Genomic DNA, 21,067 nt, shown 5'->3' with positions numbered 1-21,067 from the left:
CGATCGCGCCGGGAACGGCCGATCGACGGCCGCCCGGACGGAGACGACGATGCCCACCGAGCAGACCACCTCGACGATCGGCGCCCAGTCCGCCGAGTTCACGACCGGCTTCAACGAGACGATCGGCGACGAGCTCGCCGCGGTCTTCGCGGCCGAGCAGGCCGACCTGGTGTCGAGCGGAGTCCCCGACGGCGCTGTCTCGGTCGGCGACCGGCTGCCGAGCGCGACGGTTCTGACCGTCGGCGGCGAGACCGTCCACCTCGCCTCCGTCCTCGGCCGGGGAGCGGCGGTGCTCGTGTTCTACCGCGGCGCGTGGTGCCCGTACTGCAACATCACCCTGCGCCACTACAACGCCACCCTCGCGCCCGCGCTCGCGGAGCGCGGCGTCACGCTGGTGGCCGTGAGCCCGCAGACGGCCGACGCCTCCGGATCGGTCGCGGACGGCGAGCTCGGCTTCACCGTCGTCTCCGACCCGGGCAACGTGCTCGCGGCCGAGCTCGGCATCGTCACCGCTCCGAGCGACGCCGCGGTCGCCGCGCACACCGAGCTGGGCTTCGCGGTCAAGGACTCCAACGCCGACGACACCGCCGCGATCCCGTTCCCGACGGTCCTGGTGCTCGATGAGGCCGGAGTCGTGCAGTTCGCCGACGTGCACGTCGACTACACGACGCGCACCGAGACCGACGAGATCCTCGCCGCGGTCGACGCGATCCTTTAACCAGTGCGGGGAGGGGCTGTCAAGGGTCCCTCCCCTCCCAGCCTCCTCCCCATCCGCGGCGCGACGCTCCTTCGAACAGCTGAATGACGCCGATCCTCGGCGCCGGAAGGAGCACGACTCATGGCAGAGATCACCGCCCACCACGGACTCTTCAAGGACACCGACCTCCACGTCGACGACACCGGCGGCTCGGGCCGTCCGATCGTCCTCATCCACGGCTGGCCCCTCTCGGGCGAGTCCTGGAGCGAGCAGGTCCCGGCCTTCGCGGCCGCCGGCTACCGCGTCATCACGTACGACCGCCGCGGCTTCGGTCGCAGCGACAAGCCCCTCACCGGGTACAGCTACGACACCCTCACCGAGGATCTGCACACGCTGCTCACCGAGCTCGACCTGCAGGACGTCTCGCTCGTCGGCTTCTCGATGGGCGGCGGCGAGGTGGCCCGCTACTTCTCGAAGTACGGTGCCGAGCGCCTGCACAGCGTCGTCTTCGCCTCCGCGGTGCCGCCGTACCTGATGAAGACCGACGACAACCCGGAGGGTCCGCTCGAGAAGTCGGCGGCCGCCGAGATGACGGCCGGCCTCACCAAGAGCGAGGACGACTTCTACGAGCAGTTCACGACCGAGTTCTTCTCGGTCGACGGCGTCCTCAAGGTCACGGAGGCGCAGCGCCAGGACGCGCTCGCCCTCGCGAAGCAGTCGTCCAAGCACGCCGCACTGGCCTGCATGACCGCGTTCGCGACGACCGACTTCCGCGAGGACCTGCCGAAGGTCTCGGTCCCCACGCTGGTCATCCACGGCGACGGAGACGGCACCGTTCCGTTCGAGGGCTCGGGAGCGCGCACGCACGCGGCGATCCCCGGCTCCGAGCTGTACGTCGTCGCGGGCGCCCCGCACGGCGTCAACGTCAGCCACGCCGACGAGTGGAACCGCGTCGTCCTCGAGTTCCTCGCGAAGTAGAGGCACCCGCGCTCGAGAAGGGGCGCTCCGCATCGGCGGGGCGCCCCTTCCGCGTGCCCTTGCGGATCGCACCCGCCCCCTCCTCGCTGGTCGATGCGCCGGCCTGGAGGGGCCCCCGCGTCAGCCCTTCTCGGCGCCCTCCGTGGTGTTCATGATGCGCTTCTGGAAGACGAAGAAGAGCACGGCCACCGGGATCGACATCAGCACCGCCGCCGCGAGCTGCAGCGGGTACTGGTTGCCCGTGCCCAGCTGGCCCGAGACCAGCGACGCGACTCCGGTGGTCAGCGTGTTCAGCTCCGGCGACTGCCGCGACACCACGAAGTGCGAGAACTCGTTCCACGAGCCCTGGAACGACAGGATGAACAGCGTCACGATCGCCGGCCGCGCCATCGGCACCACGATCGAGCGGAACGTGCGGAACACTCCCGCTCCGTCGATCCGCGCGGCCTCCTCGATCGACAGTGGGATCGAGTCGAAGAACTGCTTCATGATGAAGATGCCCGCCGCGTCCACGATCAGCGGCACGATCATCCCCGCGTAGCTGTCGTAGAGCCCGAGCTGCTTGAGGATCAGGAACCGCGGGATCAGCAGCACGACGCTCGGCACGCTCATCACTCCGATGAACAGCGCGAACAGCAGCCCGCGCCCGCGGAAGCGCAGCCGCGAGAGCGCGTAGCCCGCGAGCGAGTCGAAGAACACGCGGCCGACCGTGACGACCACGGTGACGATCACCGAGTTCAGCGTCCACAGCGGCAGCGGCACGTCGGTGAAGAGGCGCTCGTAGGAGGCGAACGACCAGGTCGCCGGGAGCAGCGACAGCGGGTTCGCGGTCGCGTCGGAGTCGGTCTTGAACGACGAGGCGACCGAGATCAGGAACGGGTAGATGTAGACCAGCGCGAGCCCGATCAGCAGCAGGTAGCCGCCGATGAGCGAGGCGCGACCGCGGGCGCCGAGGGTGACGCGACGGTGCGGGACGCGGGCGGGCTGCTCCTCCGGCGTCGGGTCGGCGGTGGTGCGGTCGGAGACGAGCGTGCTCATCGCACACCTCCCGTGGTGAGGGTCGTCGCGGCGTCGGCGCGGGCGGCGCGGCCCGCGCGCTTGCGGGGCTCGCCCTTCTCGCGGAGGATCGCGCGCTGCAGCAACGTGAGGACGACGATGATGAAGAACAGGATGAAGGCGATCGCGGCGCCCTGGCCCCAGCGCAGATCGGTGAACGACGACTCGTAGGCGAGGTAGGCGGGGGTGAGCAGCGTCTTGCCCGGAGACCCTCCTCCGGTGAGGTAGATCTGGTCGAACACCTGCCAGGTGCCGATGAGGCCGAGGGTGAGCACGGTGAAGAGCGTCGGGCGCAGCATCGGCAGCGTCACCGAGAAGAACTTGCGCAGCGGCCCCGCGCCGTCCATCAGCGCGGCCTCGTCGATCTCGGCGCCGATGTTCTGCAGCGCCGCGAGGAACAGCAGCATGAACGTGCCCGAGGTGGTGAAGATCGCCATGGTGATCAGCACGCACATCGCGACGGAGGGGCCGGACAGCCAGTCCCACCAGGTCAGCCCGAGAGGCGCGGTTCCCCCGAAGCCCGTGCCGTCGAGGCCGATCAGCCCGAGCAGGCTGTGCAGCACTCCGGTCGGATCGGCCATCCAGGTCGGGCCGTCGGCGCCGAACCAGCCGAGCACCGCGTTGACCACTCCGGAGGCGCTGAAGAGGAAGAGGAAGATCACGGTGATCGCGATCGAGGAGGTGACGGAGGGGAAGTAGAACGCGGTGCGGAAGAAGCCGCGGCCGCGGAGGATCCGCCGGTTGACCTGCACCGCGAGGAACAGCGCGAGCGCGGTCTGCAGCGGCACGACGAGCAGCACGTAGTAGACGTTGTTGCGGATCGCGGTGCCGAAGTCCTTCTGCGCGAGACCGGAGTCGAGGAGCACGGCCCGGTAGTTGTCGCCGCCGACGAACTGGGCGGTCGGGCCGAGCGGGGAGCCGAGGCCGTTCCAGTTGCTGACGCTGACCCAGAGGGCGAGGCCGATCGGCACGACGAGGAACACGCCGACGATGACGAGGGCCGGCAGGGTGAAGAGCCAGCCGTAGCGGGCCTCGTGCCCGCGGATGCCGGAACGGCGCCTCCGCGCGGCGACGGTGGTGCTCATCGATGCGTCTCCTTCGACGATTCGCGATGCGGGTGGGACCGGGGGGCGGCGGTCGGGTCCGCCGCCTCCCGGAGTCGGGCTACTGCGCGGTGGCCGTGTCGAGCGCGTCCTGCAGGTTCGTCTGCAGATCCGCGAGGATCGCCTCCGGATCGCCGGTCGCCAGGCCCTCGAGGGCCGAGTTGAAGTCGGTGATCACGGTCGCGGCGCCGGCGAAGGCGACGGGGCTCACGGCGTAGTCGTTGCCCGAGACGAAGGCGGCGTTCTCGGGATACTTGGTCGCGTACTCCGCGGCCCCGGTCTCGGTCGACGGGATCACGCCGAAGGCGTCCGAGAAGGCGAGCTGCTGCTCGTCCGAGGTGAGCGCGGTCACGAGCGACTCGGCCTGGTCCGCGGTGTCGCTGCCAACCGGGATGCCCCAGCAGTTGCTGAAGGTGAAGGTCGACTTCCCGCCCGGGCCCGCGGGGAGCTCGGCGACCGTGTAGTTCACGTCGGGGTAGTCGGCGGCGAGCGCTCCGTTGATCCACGGGCCCTCGATGACCATCGCGGCGGCGCCCTTGCCGAACGCCTCGCCCGACCAGCCGGAGTCGAGGTCGGCCGGGAACTTCAGCGTCCCGTCGGTCAGCAGCTTCTTCACCTCGGTGAGGCCCGCGACGTTCTCCGGGGTGTCCGCCGTGACCGTCTGGCCGTCCTCCGACAGCAGCGAACCGCCGGCCTGGTTCATGAACGTGCCGATGCGGGCGTACTCCGCGCCGAACGAGAGCCCGGCGACGCCGTTCGCGGTGAGCGTCGTCGCGGCCGCCTCGAGCGAGGCCCAGTCGGTCGGGATGTCGGCGTCCGTCAGTCCGGCCGCCGCCCAGAGGTCCGTGTTGATGATGAGGCCGAGCGTCGAGAAGTCCTTGGGCTCGCAGTAGAACTGGTCGTCGTAGGTGAAGGCGTCGCGCAGCGCCGGATAGAAGGCGTCGGCGTTCCCGGCGTCCTGCGCGTAGGGCTCGAGGTAGCGGTTGCTCGCGTAGGTCTGGAACTGGTCCCAGCTCATGTAGAAGAGATCGGGCGGGTTGCCGCCCGAGAAGCCCTGGCCGAGCTGCTGCGTGAGGTCGCTCGCGGCGACGACGTCGACCGTCGTGCCGTTCTCCTCGCCCCAGCTCGTGACCGCGTCGGTGACGGCGGTCGTCTCGGCGTCACCGGAGGAGCCGATCATCACGGTGAGGCCGGCGGAGTCGCCCGACCCTCCGTCGTCGCCGCCGCCTCCGCTCGAGCAGGCCGCGAGGCCGAGCATCGTCGCGCCGGCGAGCAGGGCGGCACCCCATCGTGCCGCGGTGTGGGTGGGTGTCATGGTCGGAGCCTTTCGTGGGAGATGTCGGCCGCCTCGGGTGCGGCCGGGGGTGGGGTCAGTGCTGGTGCAGGGGCGTCCGCACGACGAGGTGCGGCTCGATCAGGCGGTGCGCCTCGCCGGGGGCGAGCTCGCGGTGGACGACGTCGTCGCCGTGCTCGCCGAGCAGCAGCTCGAGCACTCCCGCGGCGACGGCGCCGAGGTCCTGCTCGACGCTCGAGAGCCCGACCGCCGCCGCGACCGGGGTGTTGTCGAAGCCGACGATCGGCAGCTGCGCTCGACCGACCGCCACCGCCGCCATCGACGCGCCGAGGGCCAGCGAGTCGGAGGCGCAGACCAGCCCGTCGATCCCCGGCTCGTCGCGGAGGAGGGTCATCGCCGCCGACCGCGCCCGCTGCACGTCGTCCTCGGCCGCCGCGACCGTCAGCGGCGACTCGGGGAGGCGCTCGCGGAGGACCCGCTCCCAGCCGCTGCGCCGGTCGTCGCCCGTCGCCGACCCGTCGGGCCAGCCGAGGAAGGCGATGCGGGTGCAGCCCTCGGTGACGAGGTGCTCGGTCGCCTGCGCGACTCCGGAGGCGCCGTCGACGTCGACCCAGAGGTGCTGCGGATCGTTCTCGTCGTCGACTCCCCACGGGCGGCCGAACGTCACGAAGGGCACGCCCTGGTCGATGAGCCACGCGGTGCGCGGATCGCCGTAGAAGGTCGAGGTGAGCACGAAGGCGTCGACGTCGGCGCCGTCGCGCAGGCGGCCGATCTGCGCGATCTCCTCCTCCGGCGACCGTGCCGTGTAGAGGAGGATGCGCATCCCGCGCTCGTCGGCCTGCTCGGTCACGGCGTGGAGGAACCGGTCGAGCAGGCTGCCCGAGACGCCGTCGAGCACGCGGTCCATCCGTATGCCGATCGTGCCGGACTTGCGCGTGCGGAGGCGGCGGGCCGAGGCGTGCGGGCGGTAGTTCAGATCGGCGATGGCCGCCTCGACGCGCTCCCGAGTGGCCGCGCGGACGATCGCGGGGCTGTTGAGCACGTTCGAGACGGTCTGCCGCGACACTCCCGCGACGCGGGCGACGTCGGCGACGGTCGGCAGTGCCATGCGTCCTCCTCGACGGGTTCGATCGTTCAAATGCCGGCTCATGCCGCGGATTTGATCGATCCAATTCGAGTGCTACATTACCTCCGACCGCGGTGGTGTCAACCGGGTGACTCCCGATCCCCTGCCCCGTGCCGACGATTCAGTGAGGAGTCGACCGTGACGACCGAGCACGACGACCGTCCGCTCCAGCCGCTCCTCCACGACGCCGTCGTCCTGCTCCGCGCCCCGTCGCAGCTCTGGTCCGACGACGCGGGCGACCTCGGCGGCCTGCCCGTGCACGGGCTCTACCACGGCGACGTCCGGGTGCTCGCGGGAGCGCGCCTCCTCGTCGGCGGTCGGATGCCCGAGCCGATCTCCGCGGGACGCGCCGACGCCTCCTCCGCCCGCTTCACCGGCCTGGCGCGCCTGCTCGACGACGCCTCGGCCGACCCGCGGATCCGCGTGGTCCGCTCCCGGACGGTCGCCGCGGGGTCGCTGCGCGAGACCGTCCGCCTCGAGTCGGCCCTGCCCGAGGCCGTCGCCACGCGCCTCGAGCTCGCCCTCGAGGCCGACTTCTCGCTCGTCCACGTCGTGAAGGCCGGCCTCCGCGACGACGTGACGATCGAGACCGCGCGCGGCAACGCCTCCCTCGAGTGGCGCCACGGCTCGACCCGGGCGATCGTCCGGGCCGAGGGCGCCTCGATCGACGGCGGCACGGAGGCGGCGCTCGGCTGGGACGTCGTGGTGCCCGCGCGCGGGGCGGTCGAGGTCGCCTGGAGCGTCGAGATGGACGACTCCGCCGCCGTCGTGGCCGCCGCCCCCGGCCCGGCCGAGTGGGCCGGCACGACGGTCGACTCGGGCGACTCGCGCCTCGCCTCCTGGTGCCGCGCCGCGCTCGACGACCTCGACGCCCTGCGGATGGTCACCGTCGACAGGCCGGGCGAGGCCTTCCTCGCCGCCGGCGCGCCCTGGTTCTTCACCCTGTTCGGCCGCGACTCGATCTGGGCGGCGCGGATGCTCCTCCCGCTCGGCACCGGGCTCGCCGCCTCCACCCTCCGCGTCCTCGCCGGGCTGCAGGGCACGCGCGACGACCCCGAGACGGCGGAGCAGCCCGGCAAGATCATGCACGAGCTGCGCTCGACGACCCTCGAGATCCCGGGCGAGGGAGTGTCGCTCCCGCCGCTCTACTTCGGCACCGTCGACGCGACCGCGCTCTGGGTGTGCCTCCTGCACGACGCCTGGCGGTGGGGCCTGCCCGACGACGAGGTCGAGGCCCTGCTGCCCGCGCTCGAGGCGGCGCTGCGCTGGCTGCGCGACGACGGCGACTCCGACGGCGACGGCCTGCTCGAGTACGTCGACAGCACCGGCCACGGCCTCGCCAATCAGGGCTGGAAGGACTCCGGCGACTCGATCCAGTGGCGCGACGGCACCCTGGCCGAGGGGCCCATCGCGCTCTGCGAGGTGCAGGCCTACGCCTACGAGGCGGCGATCGGAGGCGCGGCGCTGCTCGAGCGCTTCGGCCGCGACGGCGCCCCGTGGCGCGCCTACGCCGCCGCCCTGAAGGAGCGCTTCGCCGACTCCTTCTGGATCGACACCCCTGACGGCGGCTTCCCCGCGATCGCCCTCGACGCGCAGAAGCGCCCGGTCGACACCGTGACCAGCAACATCGGGCACCTGCTCGGCACCGGCATCCTCTCGCCCGAGCACGCGGCGCGGGTCGCCGAGCTGCTGATCTCGCCCGAGCTCGACTCCGGCTACGGCCTGCGCACGCTGTCGACCGACTCGGCCGGCTACTGGCCGCTCTCGTACCACGGAGGCTCGGTGTGGGCCCACGACACCGCCATCGCCGTCACGGGGCTCGCCCGCGAGGGCTTCGGCGCGGAGGCGACGGCCCTGTCGCGCGGGCTCCTCGCCGCCGCCGAGGGGTTCGGCTACCGGATGCCCGAGCTGCACTCGGGCGATCCGGCCGCGGAGGCCCCCGCGCCGGTGCCCTACCCGTCGTCGTGCCGCCCGCAGGCCTGGTCGGCCGCCGCCGCCGTCGCCGTGCTCACGGCGGCGCTGGGGCTGGCGCCGGGGGGCGAGACGCTCGCCGTCGCGCCGATCCCGCTCGCCGGGCCGATCAGGGTGACGGGGATCCGCTACCGCGGCGCGGACGTGCCGATCGACACGCGCGACCTCGGCTGAGGGCTCAGGACAGCCGCGCGACGACCGCGCGCGCGATCCTCCGCCCGGAGCGGTTGGCGCCGATCGTCGACGCCGTCGGCCCGTAGCCCGCGAAGAACACGCGGGGGTCGGTGAGGGAGGCGCCGTCGGCCACCGCGACTCCGCCCTCGCGCTCGCGCAGACCCAGCGGAGCGAGGTGGCGCAGCTCCGGGCGGAACCCCGTCGCCCAGATGATCGCGTCGGCACGGCTGAACGATCCGTCGGGCCAGCGCACGCCGTCCTCCTCGATCGCTCGGAACATCTCGCGCTCGCGGAGGACACCCCGCTCGATGCCGGCGACGACCCGGCGGGTGCGCTGCACGCCCGTCCCGCCGACGATGCTCGGCAGGGCGCGACCGGCGCGGGCCGCGCGATCCTGCTCGGCCACCGCCTCCACCGCCGAGTTCAGCGCGAGCTGCTCGCCGTCGTGGTACCTGACCGGGCGCCGCGTGGCCCACGTCACCGTGCGGGCGACCCGCTCCAGCTCGAGCAGGAACCCGATCGCCGAGGTGCCGCCGCCCACGACGACCACCTGCAGGCCCGCGAAGTCGGACGCCCTGACGTACTCGGTGGTGTCGACCTGCGTGCCTCGGAAGCGCTCCCGGCCGGGGTAGTACGGCACGAAGGGCGAGCCCCACGTGCCCGTCGCGTTCACGAGGATCCGCGCCCGCTCGGCCGCGCGATCGGTCTCGACGACGAGTTCTGCCGAGCGGTCGCCCGGCGTCGCACTGCTGACGCCGCGCACCGCCTCCGGGCGGCGGACGGCGAGCCCGAACTCGTCCTCGTAGCGCCGGTAGTACTCCGAGACGACGTCTCTGGCGGGCCGCCGGCGGTCGGCCGTGGCGAACGAGAGGCCGATCCGGTCCATCCCGGGCAGGTCGTGCACGCGGTGCGCGGAGCCGAGCCGCAGCGCCTCCCAGCGGAACTGCCACGCCCCGCCCGCGCGCGGCCCGCGGTCGAGGACGACGAAGTCGCTGCCCGCCGCGAGGCCCAGACGCTGCAGGTAGTAGGCCACCGAGAGGCCCGCCTGGCCCGCACCGATCACGACGACCGGCGTCGGGGCGACAGGCCGCGGAGCGAGCGCACGGGTCATGCTGCTCCCAACGGGTCGAGGGGCCGTGGCGGACCGACGCGCGAGGGCCGGAGTGGCGGATGCCCCGTCTGCTAAACTACCGGGTAGATTTCATTCTTCTCTGTCTGCTATTTATCCCCAGCTGGCTCACCGCCCGTCTGGCCTGTCATCGTGAGGGGGTCACCCATGGGGCGCGGCCGTCAGAAGGCAAAGAACACCAAGATCGCTCGGGAGCTGAAGTCGTTCAGCCCAACGGTCGATTACACAGCGCTCGAGCGCGAGCTCAGCCACCCGGACGAGCCGGACTACTCGAAGTGGATCGACCCCTCGGACGACGAGGACGACGACACCGGCTTCGTCGAGGAGCAGCACCAGAAGCGTGCCTGACACGTCGTCGCCATCGGGGTCGCTCGGTTCGAGCGGCCCCGCTGTGCGTTCGGGGGGCGTCGCTCCGGCGATCGTCGAGCAGCTGTCGACCCGCATCGCCTACGAGACCCCGTGGATCCGCGTCCGCGAGGACGAGGTCCTCTGGCCCGGGGGCAGCACGGGGGTCTACTCGGTCGTCGAGCGCGCCGACTACGCGCTCGTGATGCCGCGCGAGCGCGACGGCTTCTGGCTCGTCGAGCAGTACCGCTACCCGATCCGCCGGCGCGCGTGGGAGTTCCCGGCGGGCGGCTGGCCGCACGGGTCGGCCGGCGGCGACGCCGTCGCGCTCGCCCACGCCGAGCTGCGTGAGGAGACGGGGCTGCGCGCCGGCCGCCTGCACCACCTGGGGCGTCTCAGCGAGGCCTACGGATTCGTCGCGCAGGCCGTCGAGATCTTCCTCGCGGAGGAGCTCGAGCACGGCGAGCACGAGCGCGAGGCGACCGAGTCGGACATGGTGCAGCGCTGGTTCTCCGACCGCGAGGTCGCCGAGATGGTCCGCTCGGGCGCGATCGTCGAGACCGCCGCCGTCGCGGCGCTCGGCCTGTTCTGGATGCACCGCGGGCTCGTCCCCTGACGCTCTGAGCACTGCTCGGCGCGGTGTCAGGGGTGCCTGCGACACTGACCGGATGTCCTCTCCTCCGCTGTCGCGGCAGCCGGTGTGGCACTCCGACGTCCGTGGGAACGACCTCGACGAGGCCCGAGACTTCTATGCGCGCGGCTACAACGGCTCCGGGTTCCGTGCCGAGCGCTCCGCCGCGCCGTTCTCGTACCGCTACGCGTCGACGGCACCCGGTCCGGTCAGCCTGCACTCCGCCTCGTTCCTCGGGTCCGTGCGCGGCGCGGTCGATCCCGGAGGCGTCTACGTCGTGCTCTGGCTGACCCAGGGCCGGGCCTCGCTCGACCTGGGCCGCGACGAGATCCGCCCGGCGATCGGGCAGCCCGCCGTCTTCCCCACGGGCCGTCCCTTCGGCTTCGACGCGCACGAGTACCGCGACGCCCTCGTGCACATCGACGCGGCCTACCTCGAGCGCGCGGCCGCCGAGCGGCACGGGACGGCGCCCGGTCCCCTCCGATTCGCGCCCACTCCCGGTGATACCGCGACGTGGTGGGCGGCCGTGCGCGTCCTCCGCGACACGCTCGCCTCCGCGACCGCGCTGACCGCGCTGCAGCGCGACGCCGCGCACCGGATCACCGCCGACGCGATGCTGAGCACCTTCGCGCACCGGGTCGCCGCTCTTCCTCCGACACCACCGTCGGTGAGCGCACGCCGGCTGCGCCGCGCCGTCGAGTTCGTGCACGCCAACGCCGATCTCCCGCTCGGTGTCGCCGACATCGCCGACGCCGCGGAGCTCACCGTCCGCGGGGTGCAGCTCGCGTTCCAGCGCGCCTTCGCGCAGACGCCGCGGCACTACCTGCGGGGCGTCCGCCTCGATCGCGCGCGCGAGGAGCTGCTCGCCGGCAGCCCCGGCACACTCGTCGTGAGTGACGTCGCCGCGCGCTGGGGCTTCGTCAGCGGCGGCCGCTTCGCCCAGCACTACGCGCGCCGCTTCGGCGAGCTCCCCCGCCAGACGCTGCGCGCCTGACGCCCGCCGCGGCGCAAGGGGGTGCCGCGAGGTCCGGCCCGGCGTAGGGTCCGAGGACGGCCTGCGGAACGACCTGCAGGCTCGCGTCGATGGAGCCGCGATGTTCGAACCCGAAGGATCCGTGCGCCCTGTGGCACGGATCAGCTATGTCACTGCCGCCCTGCTGGTCGGCGCGATCCTGGTCGGCGGTGCCGTGGGCGCCGCAGTGGCCCTCGTCCTCTACCTCCCCGGCGCACTGCGCGCGGGCGAGCTCGATCCGTCCGCCCTGGTGAGCTTCGGGATGCTGATGGGCATCGCCTCCGGAGCCGGGATCGGCGTGGCAGGAGGCGCCGGCGCCGTCGCCGGAATGGTCTCGGCCCGCGCCGTCAGCCGCAGCGACCGCGCCTTCGTCCTCGGCACCAGCCTGGGATCCGCGGCCGGCGTGCTGACCGCCTCCGCGAACCTGCTGGTCAGTCGCGACGCCTCGACGTGGCTGGCCGCCCTGCTCGCCACCGCGACCGCGTTCGTGCTGTGCCTGCTCGGGGCGCGACTGCTGACCCGCCACGAGCACTCGTGGGAGCGCGAGCACGCGACCCGGAGCCGCTCGGCCTGACCTCCGGCCCGCAGGAACGGGTTCGGCTCGCAGGAACACGCGATTCCCGCGAGCCGAACGCGATTCCACGAGCCGGAGCTCGACACTCAGCCCGCGTAGGACCCGACCAGGCGCACCGCGCCGCCGTCGACGCCCTTCGCGCCCTGCTCGAAGCCGTCGAGCCCGCGCTCGCCGACCGTCACGCGCCCCGAGACCCAGGAGGGGACGCCCGCGCGCTCGAAGCTCGCGATCACCGCGGGCGCCGAGTCGGCGTCGACGACCGCGAACATGCCGATGCCGAGGTTCCACGTGCCCTCGGTGCTCTCGAGCGACGCCCCCGACATCGCCGCGAGCGCGCGGAACACGTCGGCCGGGCTCCACGACGCGCGGTCGACCTCGACCCACGATCCCCGGGGCAGCACCCGCGCGAGGTTCGCCGCGATGCCGCCTCCGGTGACGTGGCTGATCGAGTGGATGCTCGCCCCGAGCGTCTCGTCGTCGAGCACGGTCAGCAGCGGCGCCGTGTAGAGGCGGGTCGGCTCGAGGAGCACCTCGCCGACGACCCCGCCCAGCTCCGCGGAGCGATCGGTGAAGCCGACGCCGCGATCGGCGAGGATGCGGCGCACGAGCGAGAAGCCGTTCGAGTGCAGTCCGGAGGAGGCCATCGCGATCACGAGGTCGCCGTCGCGCACCCGGTCGGCGCCGCGCACCGCGTCGGCCTCGACCGCGCCGACCGCGGCACCGGCCACGTCGTAGTCGTCGGGTCCGAGCAGCCCCGGGTGCTCGGCGGTCTCGCCGCCGACGAGGGCCGTGCCCGTGGCGGAGCAGGCGCGTGCGATCCCGGCGACGATGTCGGCGATGCGCGTGGGCACCACCTTGCCGCAGGCGATGTAGTCGGTCATGAAGAGCGGGCGCGCGCCGACCACGACGATGTCGTCGACGACCATGCCGACGAGGTCCTGGCCGATCGTGTCGTGCTTGTCGATCGCCTGCGCGATGGCGACCTTCGTCCCCACTCCGTCGGTCGACGTGGCGAGCAGCGGCGCTCGGAAGTCCTTGAGGAACGACACGTCGTACAGCCCCGCGAACCCGCCGACTCCGCCGAGCACGTTGCGGTCGTGGGTCGCCGACACCGCCGCCTTCATCAACTCGACCGCGAGATCTCCCGCCGCCGTGTCGACTCCGGCGCGGGCGTAGCTGCTCGTCTCATCACTCACGCGACGACCCTATCCAAGGGCCGCGCTGTGGAGGCGACGGTTCCCGCCGGGCTCCTGCCGCGACCGCGCTCGACGACAGACTGGTCGCCGTGCCTCTTGTCGCTGTCACCCCCGCCGACATCCACTCCCTCCGCGCCTTCCTCACCGAGGCCGATCTCACTCTCGCCGGACTGGACGACCCCGCGGTCCGCCTCTGGACGGACCGGGGCGCGGACGGTGCGATCGTCGGCAGCACGGGGTTCGAGCTCAGCGCCGACGGAGCGCACGCGCTGATCCGCAGCGTGGCGGTCGCCGGTGGTCGACGGGAGGCCGGCACCGGGTCCCGCCTGGCGACCCACGCCCTGGAGGCGGCGGCGGCCTCCGGAGCGACTCGAGCGTGGCTCTTCTCCCGCCGCTCGGGCCCCTTCTGGCAGAAGCTCGGCTTCGAGGCGGCCGATCGCGAAGCGCTGGCCGCCGCACTTCCCGACGCGCATCAGGTGCGCCTCTTCAGAGCGACCGGCCAGCTCGATCGCGAAGTCGCCTGGTCGCGGGGCTTGGACACCGCGATGGGCGACAACCCTGGGCTTGTACAACCCCTGACTGATACTATGCACTCGTGACCTGGCGGGTCCTGCAGAGCGACCAGGTCTCGGAGTGGCTGGACGGGCTGGACGACTCGACCTACGAGCAGGTCATCGCCGCCCTCCTCCTGCTCGCGCAGGAGGGTCCGCAGCTGGGCCGACCTCTGGTCGACACGATCACGGGCTCCGCTCTGAAGAACATGAAGGAGCTGCGTCCGGGATCGAGCGGACGCAGCGAGATCCGGATCCTCTTCGCCTTCGACCACCGGAGACAGGCGATCCTCCTCCTCGCTGGAGACAAGGCCGGCAATTGGAAGAAGTGGTACCGCACGAACATCCCGCTCGCCGAAGCGGAGTTCGACCGACACAGTGAAGGAGACATGCCGTGATGCGCACCCTCGAAGAACAGCTGCAGCGCCGACCGGTCGATCGCGAGCGGGTCGAGGGACTCGTCGACGACCTACGCCAGCGGGTACGCGCCGCGCGTCTCCGAGAACTCCGCGAGCGCCTCGACCTGACGCAGGTCGAGCTCGCGTCAGAGCTCCACATCTCCCAGAATCGCGTGTCGCAGATCGAACGGGGCGACATCGACAAGTCCCAGGTCGAGACTCTCCGTCGCTATGTCGAGGCTCTCGGAGGTTCTCTTGCCATCGAGGTCTCGTTCGGCGACGAGCGCTACATCCTTGCGTGAGCGCGACACCTGATCGCAGAAGAGTGGCGCGCTGGCCGATCCGCCCGCACATCGCACACCGGCGCCCCGCGGCCCGGCCGATCCGCCGACAGCGAACCATTAGGGCCAGCGTCGCACCCATGTCAGGATGGACCGTCATCCCCCCTCCATCCCCTTGGGAGCCCATCCGGCATGTGCGGAATCGTTGGAATCGTCTCCTCGGGACCCGTCAACCAGTCCATCTACGACAGCCTCTCGCTCCTGCAGCACCGCGGCCAGGACTCGACCGGCATCGCGACGGCCGACGGCAGCACGCTGCACATCAAGAAGGCGGCGGGGCAGGTCAGGGAGGCGTTCCGCACCCGCGACATGCGCTCGCTGCTCGGCACGATGGGCCTCGGCCACGTCCGCTACGCCACCAAGGGCAACGCGGAGCGCGAGGAGGAGGCGCAGCCGTTCTACGTGAACGCGCCGTACGGCATCATCCTCATCCACAACGGCAACCTGACGAACACGCGCGAGCTCACCGAGGAGCTTTTCCGCATCGATCGTCGCCACCTCAACACCACGTCCGACACCGAGCTGCTCGTCAACGTGCTCGCGAACGAGCTCCAGGCCTCCATGTCGGGCCGCGACCTCGACGCGGACGAGGTGTTCGACGCGGTCGCCCGCGTGCACGAGCGCGTCGAGGGCTCCTACGCGACCATCGCGCTCATCGCCGGCGTCGGGCTGCTCGCCTTCCGCGACCCGTTCGGCATCCGCCCGCTGATCGTCGGACGCAGGTCCACGGCGAACGGACCGGACGACTGGGTCGTCGCCTCCGAGTCGCTCGTGCTCGAGGCCCAGGGCTTCGAGATCGTGCGCGACGTCGCCCCCGGCGAGGCGATCTTCATCACCCCCGACGGCCGGATGACCAGCCGCCAGTGCGCGAAGGACCCGCGCCTCATCCCGTGCTCGTTCGAGTACGTCTACCTCGCCCGCCCCGACTCCGTGCTGTCGGGCATCTCGGTCTACGAGGCGCGCCTGCGCCTGGGCGACCGCCTCGCCGACACCATCGCGGCCTACACGCCGGGCGGAGCGATCGACGTCGTCATGCCGATCCCCGACTCCTCGCGCCCCGCCGCGATGCAGGTCGCGCAGAAGCTGGGCATCCCGTACCGCGAGGGCTTCTACAAGAACCGCTACGTCGGCCGGACGTTCATCATGCCCGGCCAGGCGGTCCGCAAGAAGTCGGTGCGGCAGAAGCTCAACGCGATGTCGAGCGAGTTCAAGGGCAAGAACGTGCTCATCGTCGACGACTCGATCGTGCGCGGCACGACCTCGAAGGAGATCGTCGAGATGGCCCGCACGGCCGGAGCGAACAGCGTCACCTTCGCCTCCGCCGCCCCGCCCGTGCGCTACCCGCACGTCTACGGCATCAACATGCCGTCGCGGAAGGAGCTCGTCGCCCACGACCGGCGCATCCCCGAGATCTCGGAGGCGATCGGCGCCGACTACCTGATCTACCAGGAGGTCGCCGACATGAAGGCCGCGATCCTCGAGGGATCCGACGTCACCGACCTCGAGACGAGCTGCTTCACCGGCGACTACGTGACCGGCACCGTGACTCCGGAGTACCTGGACTGGGTCGAGCGCACGCAGCTCAGCTGATCGGCGTTCAGAACCGAGGCTGAGACGCGCGACTCCGCGCTCCGGCGCGGCCTCGGAGCGCTGCTCCTCGGTTCTGTACGCGCATCCGCCCCGCACACCCCTCGCCGGCGCGCAAGCGGGTGCCCGAAGCACCGCCGGCGTCGGATGATCGAGGGCGCGCCTGTTCCCGGGCGCATCGAGACGAGGAGTCCCCGTGATCTACCGCCTGCTGCCGTTCCTTCTGACGTTCGTCGCGCGCCGCCTGAAGAAGTCGCAGAGGGCGAAGCGCGCCACGCAGACCCAGGCGCGCCGCACGGCACGCAAGGGCCGCTGACCCTGCTCTAGCGGGCGGAGGCGTCCGGGTCGTCGACGGACGCTCCGGCCTCGTCCTCGGCCGGCGTCTCGCGTGCCACCGTGCGCTCCGCCGTGACGCGGACCACGCGGCGCCCGACGAACCGGTCGAGGACCACGACGACGAGCCCCGCGAGGGCTCCGAAGAGCGTGATGAACAGCAGCAGGCTGAAGCCGAAGATCTGACCCTGCGAGAAGCCCTCGGTCTCGGGCAGCGCGAACGTCAGCACGAACGCGACGATCGCACCGAGGCCGGCACCGAGCGCCAGGATCCGCCACACCCTCGGCGAGCGCCGCATCTCGACCTCTTCGCGGGTGATCTCGACGTCGGCGGGGCGCGGCGAGGAGTCGAGCGGGTCGGTCATGACTCCATTCTCTCCCGCGGGCCCGGGTGGTCGCGACGACTTGCGCTAGCACCGGGTGTGCGCTGGAGGCGGGTCACATCGTGTGCACGATCCGGCCGGCCTGCGCCCGCAGCTCCCGGACGACGGTCCGGACCGAGAGCCGCTCCGCCCGGTCGGGGCGCATCAGCGCGACGATGTGCCGCTGCGAGGCGACCCCGCGCAGCGGCTTCACGACGATGCCCTCGGTGCCGGCCGTGTAGCGCGGGACGACCGCGATGCCCAGGCCCGCCGCCACGAACGCCTCCGTGACCCTGGTCGAGGCGAACCGCTGCTCGACGCGCACGGGCCCGCCGGACGCGGTCTCGATCTCCTGCATGACCCGTTCGAAGGGGAACCCGTCGGGCACGCCGATCCACGTCTCGCCGACGAGGTCGGCCGCCGTCACCGTCGCGCGGTCGGCGAGGCGGTGATCGAGCGGCAGCGCGATGTCGAGCGGCTCGACCATCAGCTCGGCCATCGCGAGCCCGCGGCCGGCCCAGGCGCTGCGTCCGTTCGGCGAGTGCCCGAGCACGATGTCGAAGTCGGCGGTCAGATCGGCGAACTCGTCCGTCCCCGGGTCCGCGTCCTCGCACTGCACGACCAGCCCGTCCACGCTCTGCAGCGCCACCAGCGCGTTCGGGAGGAGCATCTGCCCGGCCGTCGGGAACGTCGCGATGGTCACCTCGCCGATCGGGTTGTTCTTGAAGGTCTGCCAGACGGCGTCGGCGCGCTCGAGCGCGATCGCGATCTCGGTGGCGCTGCGGGCGAGCTCGCGGCCCGCGGCGGTGAGCACGACGCCGCGGCCCGAGCGCTCGATCAACGGCACGCCGGCCTCGCGCTCGAGCACCTTCAGCTGCTGCGACACCGCGGAGGGCGTGCGGTGCGTCGCCTCCGCCACCTCGGTGATCGAGCGCCGCATCGAGAGCTCTCTGAGCAGTTCCAGCCGTCGCACGTCCATGAAGCAACGCTACACGTCGGGCCAAGAACTGTTCGATTGTCCTTAGGAACGAAGCGAGCCACAGTAGACGTTGTACAGAACATCCGGGCGGATGGATCAGACTCCGCCACAACGAAAGGCAGAACAGTCATGAGCATCGCAATCCTCGTCGTCCTCAGCGCCATCGCCGCGTGGGGAACGGTGTCGACGGTGCTCGTCGCCAGCCGCGACGGCTACCGTCAGGTCCCCGCCCAGCACTGAGCCCCTCGCTCAGCGACAGCACCTCATCGCGTTCGAACGCCGTCTCCCAGGTGGGAGGCGGCGTTCCTGCGTTCGCGGGCACGCGGAAGGCCCCGCGGCGGGTGCCACGGGGCCTTGAGCGTTTCCTGAGCGGCAGTGCCGCCTCCCGGGACTACTTCGTGACGGTGCGGCGGCGCAGACGTGCCGCCGTCATGCCGAGGCCGAGGAGCAGCGCCGCGATGCCCGCTGCGAAGGCGGGAGTCGCGTCGATGCCGGTCGCCGCGAGGTGCTTCGTCGGCGTGGTCGGCGCGTGCACGGCGGGAGCCGGCGTCGACGGGGTGGTCGGGATGACGGTCTCGATCGGGGTGGGCGTGGGCGTCGGCGTGGTGCCTCCGTCAGCGGTCACCGTGAAGGTGTAGCTGAGGGTGACGCCGTTGACCGGGAGGCCGAAGGAGAACTCGTGCTCTCCCTCCGCCAGGTCGTCCGCGACCGGGACGGTCACCGACGCCTTGCCCTGCTCACCGTTGTCCGGCGCGAAGGTGTGATCGATCGGGGCGCGGGAGACCTCGACTCCGTCGACACTCACGACGACCTCAGGATCGAGCGTCGCGGGGTCGACGTTGTTCACGTCGAGCGAGGTGAGGTCGAAGGTGAACTCGTCGGCGCCCTCCACCGAGGTGTCGACGACGCCGATCCCGCGGGTGGCGGTGTCGGGCGAGACCGGGGAGTTCTCGGCGAAGAAGTCCTCGAGCACCTGGACGTCCCCGCGGCCCGAGTCGGCGACCGCGGTCGCCTCCGTGAAGCCGGTGAAGCCGTCACCGCCCGAGAAGAAGAAGCTCGGTCCCACGACCGTGAAGGAGTCCTCGGGGGCCACGGGCTCGCCCTGGTAGAACATCTCGCTGATCCGCTCGCCCCACGCCGCAGTCGGGTCGTAGGTGTAGGAGAAGCCGTCCGAGACGCCGAGGCGGAGGTCGGTGGCGCGGTCCGTGATGTCGGGGCGACCTGAGTAGGCCCACTGCTCCTCGAGAACCGTCTCGATCTGAGTGCCGGTCATCTCACCGGTGAACAGCGTGTTGCCGAAGGGCTGGAGCGTGTAGAGCTCGGCGACCGAGATGTTCCCCTCGGGATCCGTCGGCCCGCTGGAGGCGTACAGCAGGTCGGACCGGACTCCGCCGGGATTCATGAAGGCGATCTCGGTGCCGATGTCGGCGGTCTCGCTCAGCATCGCGTCGGCGAGGAGATTGCCTGCCGCAGACTGCGCGGCACGGTTCTCGTTGCCGTTGATCGGACCGTAGACCGTGTCGCTGCCTCGGAGGATGTCACCGGTGATGCTTCCCGCGGACGCTTCGCCCAGCGGAGCGGCTTCAGCCACCGCGGTGGCGACGGTCGCGGCGACCGCCGGGTCCTCGGGGTACACGAGTGCTCCGTCGACGACCAGGGGGATCATGTCGCCGGTGACGGTCGCCTCCGACGTCTCCTTGTCGTAGGTGACCGAGACGTGGCCGAGGTTCGAGCCGTAGACGCCGGTCTCGAGGACGGGGATCGTCTTGCCGTCGATCTCGACGCTCTTGTTGTAGAGGTCGTGGGTGTGTCCGGTGACGAAGGCGTCCACCCGGGCGCCGACTCCGTTCACGATCTTCGCGAGCACGGAGTCGTCGGAAGCGAAGTCGCTGAGGGCGCCGTCGATCGGGTCGGTGGACGGGGTGCCGTCAGCGTTGACGAAGCCGCTCGCCGAACCACCCTCGTGCATCACGAGCATCAGGACGTCGGCTTCGCCGTTGGCATCGTCGCCGTCAGTCAGCTCGTCGGCCACGGTGTTCACCGAGGCCACGATCGGTCGCACGTCGAGGGAGGCGATCCCGGCGGGGTCGACCAGCGTCGGCAGGGCCTCTGTCGTCGCTCCGATGAAACCGACCGTGACGTCATCGAACGTCTGCAGGTCGTACGGTGCGTACGCGTGCTCGTCGGTCCCCTTCTCGAAGAGGTTGGACGAGATGTAGTCCCAGTCGGAGGCCGGCACGATGCGGTCGTCCAGGTCGGCCCGGCCCTTGTCGAATTCGTGGTTCCCCACGGCGCTGGCGCTGAGGCCGATCTGGTTGAGCACATCGATCGTCGGCTGGTCGTCCGCGACCGCCGAGACGAAGGGCGACGCGCTCACGTTGTCGCCGGCCGACACGAGCGTCGATCCGCCCGGGTTCGCCGCGGCGAGAGTGGCGTACGCCGTCGCGATCGAGGCCGCTCCGGCCTCGCCGCCCTCGGCGTCCGACTCGATGTGGCCGTGGAAGTCGTTCATCGTGTAGACGTCGATGACGGTCTCGTCGGCGGCCGTCGCGGGCGCGGCGCCCAGCATGGCCGCTCCGGCGACGGCACTGACGGCCGCCACGGAGAGGAATCGGGAGAGGCCGCGTCGGCCGTTGTCGGGATTGCGCATCTGGCGGAGGACTCCAAGCATCGAGCGGCTTTCGGAGAGAACTCCTGCCGCATAGGGGGAACTTTCCCAGACAACCCGACGGCGGGGCTCCCGTCAAACGGCCCGGCGGAGGGGGCGGGTGCGTTTACGAGAAGTTAATGCGGCGTCGGTCGGGCGGCGATCAGACGACGCGGAGGACCGGCAGGTACGGGGTCAGGTCGGCCCGCACCCCCGAGGCGTGGATCCGGCCGCTGGCGAGCCCGTCCTGCCAGGGGAGCGCACCGGTCGCGAGCGGCAGCCAGGTCGCGGCGTCCATCTCGATCACGTTCGGCGGAGTGCCGCGGGTGTGGCCGGGGCCCTCGACGCACTGCGCCGCACCGAACGGGGGGACGCGCACCTCGACGCTGCGGCCGGGCACGTTCGTCTCGATGATCTGCAGGAGGAAGCGGACCGCGGTCGCCGTGGTGTTCCGGTCGGCGTCTCCGGCGAGCGCCGTGCGCACCGCCTCCTGGCCGCTCTTCTCGTCGATCCTGCCCTTGGCCATGGGTCCATCCTGCCGGTGCGCGAGGCAGGACCGGTTCCGCGAGACGACTTCGGGGCA

21 protein-coding genes are annotated in these 21,067 nt (G+C 71.6%); 11 read left to right on the top strand and 10 right to left on the bottom strand.

What is annotated here, in order from left to right:
- Positions 1–49 precede the first annotated feature (49 nt).
- Together GRS96_RS04265 and GRS96_RS04260 are read left to right on the top strand one after the other, a co-directional pair.
- Positions 50–718: a peroxiredoxin-like family protein gene (locus GRS96_RS04265; RefSeq protein ID WP_159987800.1), complete on the top strand. Its 669-nt coding sequence runs from the start codon at positions 50–52 to the stop codon at positions 716–718.
- Between the two features lie 120 nt (positions 719–838).
- A complete protein-coding gene (locus GRS96_RS04260) occupies positions 839–1,675 on the top strand; it encodes an alpha/beta fold hydrolase (RefSeq protein WP_159857901.1) in 837 nt (278 codons plus the stop codon).
- A 120-nt stretch (positions 1,676–1,795) separates the two neighbouring features.
- Here GRS96_RS04260 and GRS96_RS04255 read toward each other — a convergent pair whose 3' ends face one another.
- The 4 genes from GRS96_RS04255 to GRS96_RS04240 form a co-directional block, all read right to left on the bottom strand.
- Positions 1,796–2,713, bottom strand: a complete 918-nt coding sequence (locus tag GRS96_RS04255; RefSeq protein WP_159857903.1) for a carbohydrate ABC transporter permease — start codon at positions 2,711–2,713, stop codon at positions 1,796–1,798.
- On the bottom strand, positions 2,710–3,816 hold the full coding sequence (locus GRS96_RS04250; RefSeq protein ID WP_159987799.1) for a carbohydrate ABC transporter permease: 1,107 nt from the start codon (positions 3,814–3,816) through the stop codon (positions 2,710–2,712). Before GRS96_RS04250 ends, GRS96_RS04255 begins: the two co-directional genes overlap by 4 nt.
- Before the next feature lie 79 nt (positions 3,817–3,895).
- Positions 3,896–5,149, bottom strand: a complete 1,254-nt coding sequence (locus GRS96_RS04245; RefSeq protein WP_159857907.1) for a sugar ABC transporter substrate-binding protein — start codon at positions 5,147–5,149, stop codon at positions 3,896–3,898.
- A gap of 55 nt (positions 5,150–5,204) precedes the next feature.
- Entirely contained in the window at positions 5,205–6,236 is a 1,032-nt protein-coding gene (locus GRS96_RS04240; protein WP_159987798.1) for a LacI family DNA-binding transcriptional regulator, read from the bottom strand.
- Between the two features lie 156 nt (positions 6,237–6,392).
- Here GRS96_RS04240 and GRS96_RS04235 point away from each other — a divergent pair, with 156 nt between their 5' ends.
- Positions 6,393–8,399 carry a glycogen debranching N-terminal domain-containing protein gene (locus GRS96_RS04235; protein ID WP_236553560.1) on the top strand — a complete coding sequence of 669 codons (2,007 nt, stop codon included), beginning with the start codon at positions 6,393–6,395 and terminating at the stop codon, positions 8,397–8,399.
- A 4-nt stretch (positions 8,400–8,403) separates the two neighbouring features.
- Here the strand turns inward: GRS96_RS04235 and GRS96_RS04230 are convergent, their stop codons facing one another.
- The gene (locus GRS96_RS04230) at positions 8,404–9,510 is read right to left on the bottom strand and encodes an NAD(P)-binding domain-containing protein (protein ID WP_159857913.1); all 1,107 of its coding nucleotides are present in this window, start codon (positions 9,508–9,510) and stop codon (positions 8,404–8,406) included.
- Between the two features lie 165 nt (positions 9,511–9,675).
- On the opposite strand from GRS96_RS04230, the gene GRS96_RS04225 reads away from it, so the two are divergent.
- The 4 genes from GRS96_RS04225 (at position 9,676) to GRS96_RS04210 (ending at position 12,090) form a co-directional block, all read left to right on the top strand.
- On the top strand, positions 9,676–9,876 hold the full coding sequence (locus GRS96_RS04225; protein ID WP_159857915.1) for a DUF3073 domain-containing protein: 201 nt from the start codon (positions 9,676–9,678) through the stop codon (positions 9,874–9,876).
- A gap of 43 nt (positions 9,877–9,919) precedes the next feature.
- The gene (locus GRS96_RS04220) at positions 9,920–10,489 is read left to right on the top strand and encodes an NUDIX domain-containing protein (protein WP_204162029.1); all 570 of its coding nucleotides are present in this window, start codon (positions 9,920–9,922) and stop codon (positions 10,487–10,489) included.
- 52 nt (positions 10,490–10,541) lie between these two features.
- Positions 10,542–11,498 carry a helix-turn-helix domain-containing protein gene (locus GRS96_RS04215; protein WP_159987796.1) on the top strand — a complete coding sequence of 319 codons (957 nt, stop codon included), beginning with the start codon at positions 10,542–10,544 and terminating at the stop codon, positions 11,496–11,498.
- Between the two features lie 130 nt (positions 11,499–11,628).
- Positions 11,629–12,090 carry a hypothetical protein gene (locus GRS96_RS04210; RefSeq protein WP_159987795.1) on the top strand — a complete coding sequence of 154 codons (462 nt, stop codon included), beginning with the start codon at positions 11,629–11,631 and terminating at the stop codon, positions 12,088–12,090.
- Between the two features lie 86 nt (positions 12,091–12,176).
- Here the strand turns inward: GRS96_RS04210 and purM are convergent, their stop codons facing one another.
- Positions 12,177–13,286: a phosphoribosylformylglycinamidine cyclo-ligase gene (purM, locus tag GRS96_RS04205; RefSeq protein WP_159987794.1), complete on the bottom strand. Its 1,110-nt coding sequence runs from the start codon at positions 13,284–13,286 to the stop codon at positions 12,177–12,179.
- A gap of 89 nt (positions 13,287–13,375) precedes the next feature.
- On the opposite strand from purM, the gene GRS96_RS04200 reads away from it, so the two are divergent.
- The 4 genes from GRS96_RS04200 (at position 13,376) to purF (ending at position 16,166) form a co-directional block, all read left to right on the top strand.
- A complete protein-coding gene (locus tag GRS96_RS04200; RefSeq protein WP_327437450.1) occupies positions 13,376–13,885 on the top strand; it encodes a GNAT family N-acetyltransferase in 510 nt (169 codons plus the stop codon).
- Positions 13,882–14,235 carry a type II toxin-antitoxin system RelE/ParE family toxin gene (locus GRS96_RS04195; protein WP_235022053.1) on the top strand — a complete coding sequence of 118 codons (354 nt, stop codon included), beginning with the start codon at positions 13,882–13,884 and terminating at the stop codon, positions 14,233–14,235. The genes GRS96_RS04200 and GRS96_RS04195 overlap by 4 nt, the downstream gene beginning before the upstream one ends.
- On the top strand, positions 14,235–14,537 hold the full coding sequence (locus tag GRS96_RS04190) for a helix-turn-helix domain-containing protein (RefSeq protein WP_159857955.1): 303 nt from the start codon (positions 14,235–14,237) through the stop codon (positions 14,535–14,537). The genes GRS96_RS04195 and GRS96_RS04190 overlap by 1 nt, the downstream gene beginning before the upstream one ends.
- A 171-nt stretch (positions 14,538–14,708) precedes the next feature.
- Positions 14,709–16,166, top strand: coding sequence for an amidophosphoribosyltransferase (purF, locus tag GRS96_RS04185; RefSeq protein ID WP_159857925.1), 1,458 nt, complete (start codon positions 14,709–14,711; stop codon positions 16,164–16,166).
- A 320-nt stretch (positions 16,167–16,486) separates the two neighbouring features.
- On the opposite strand, the gene GRS96_RS04180 is transcribed toward purF, so the two are convergent.
- The 4 genes from GRS96_RS04180 to GRS96_RS04165 all read right to left on the bottom strand — a co-directional run bounded on the left by GRS96_RS04180 (position 16,487) and on the right by GRS96_RS04165 (position 21,010).
- Entirely contained in the window at positions 16,487–16,861 is a 375-nt protein-coding gene (locus GRS96_RS04180) for a hypothetical protein (RefSeq protein ID WP_159857927.1), read from the bottom strand.
- A gap of 73 nt (positions 16,862–16,934) precedes the next feature.
- Positions 16,935–17,837 (bottom strand): LysR family transcriptional regulator, encoded by a 903-nt coding sequence (locus GRS96_RS04175; RefSeq protein WP_159857929.1) that lies wholly within the window; start codon positions 17,835–17,837, stop codon positions 16,935–16,937.
- 391 nt (positions 17,838–18,228) lie between these two features.
- Positions 18,229–20,487, bottom strand: a complete 2,259-nt coding sequence (locus tag GRS96_RS04170) for a bifunctional metallophosphatase/5'-nucleotidase (protein WP_236553559.1) — start codon at positions 20,485–20,487, stop codon at positions 18,229–18,231.
- A gap of 160 nt (positions 20,488–20,647) precedes the next feature.
- Positions 20,648–21,010, bottom strand: a complete 363-nt coding sequence (locus GRS96_RS04165) for a sterol carrier family protein (protein WP_159857931.1) — start codon at positions 21,008–21,010, stop codon at positions 20,648–20,650.
- Positions 21,011–21,067 lie beyond the last annotated feature (57 nt).

The sequence above is a fragment of the Rathayibacter sp. VKM Ac-2803 genome (genome assembly GCF_009807175.1).
In the GTDB taxonomy this organism is placed as follows: domain Bacteria; phylum Actinomycetota; class Actinomycetes; order Actinomycetales; family Microbacteriaceae; genus Rathayibacter.
This window is presented reverse-complemented; position numbering and strand designations above follow the sequence as displayed.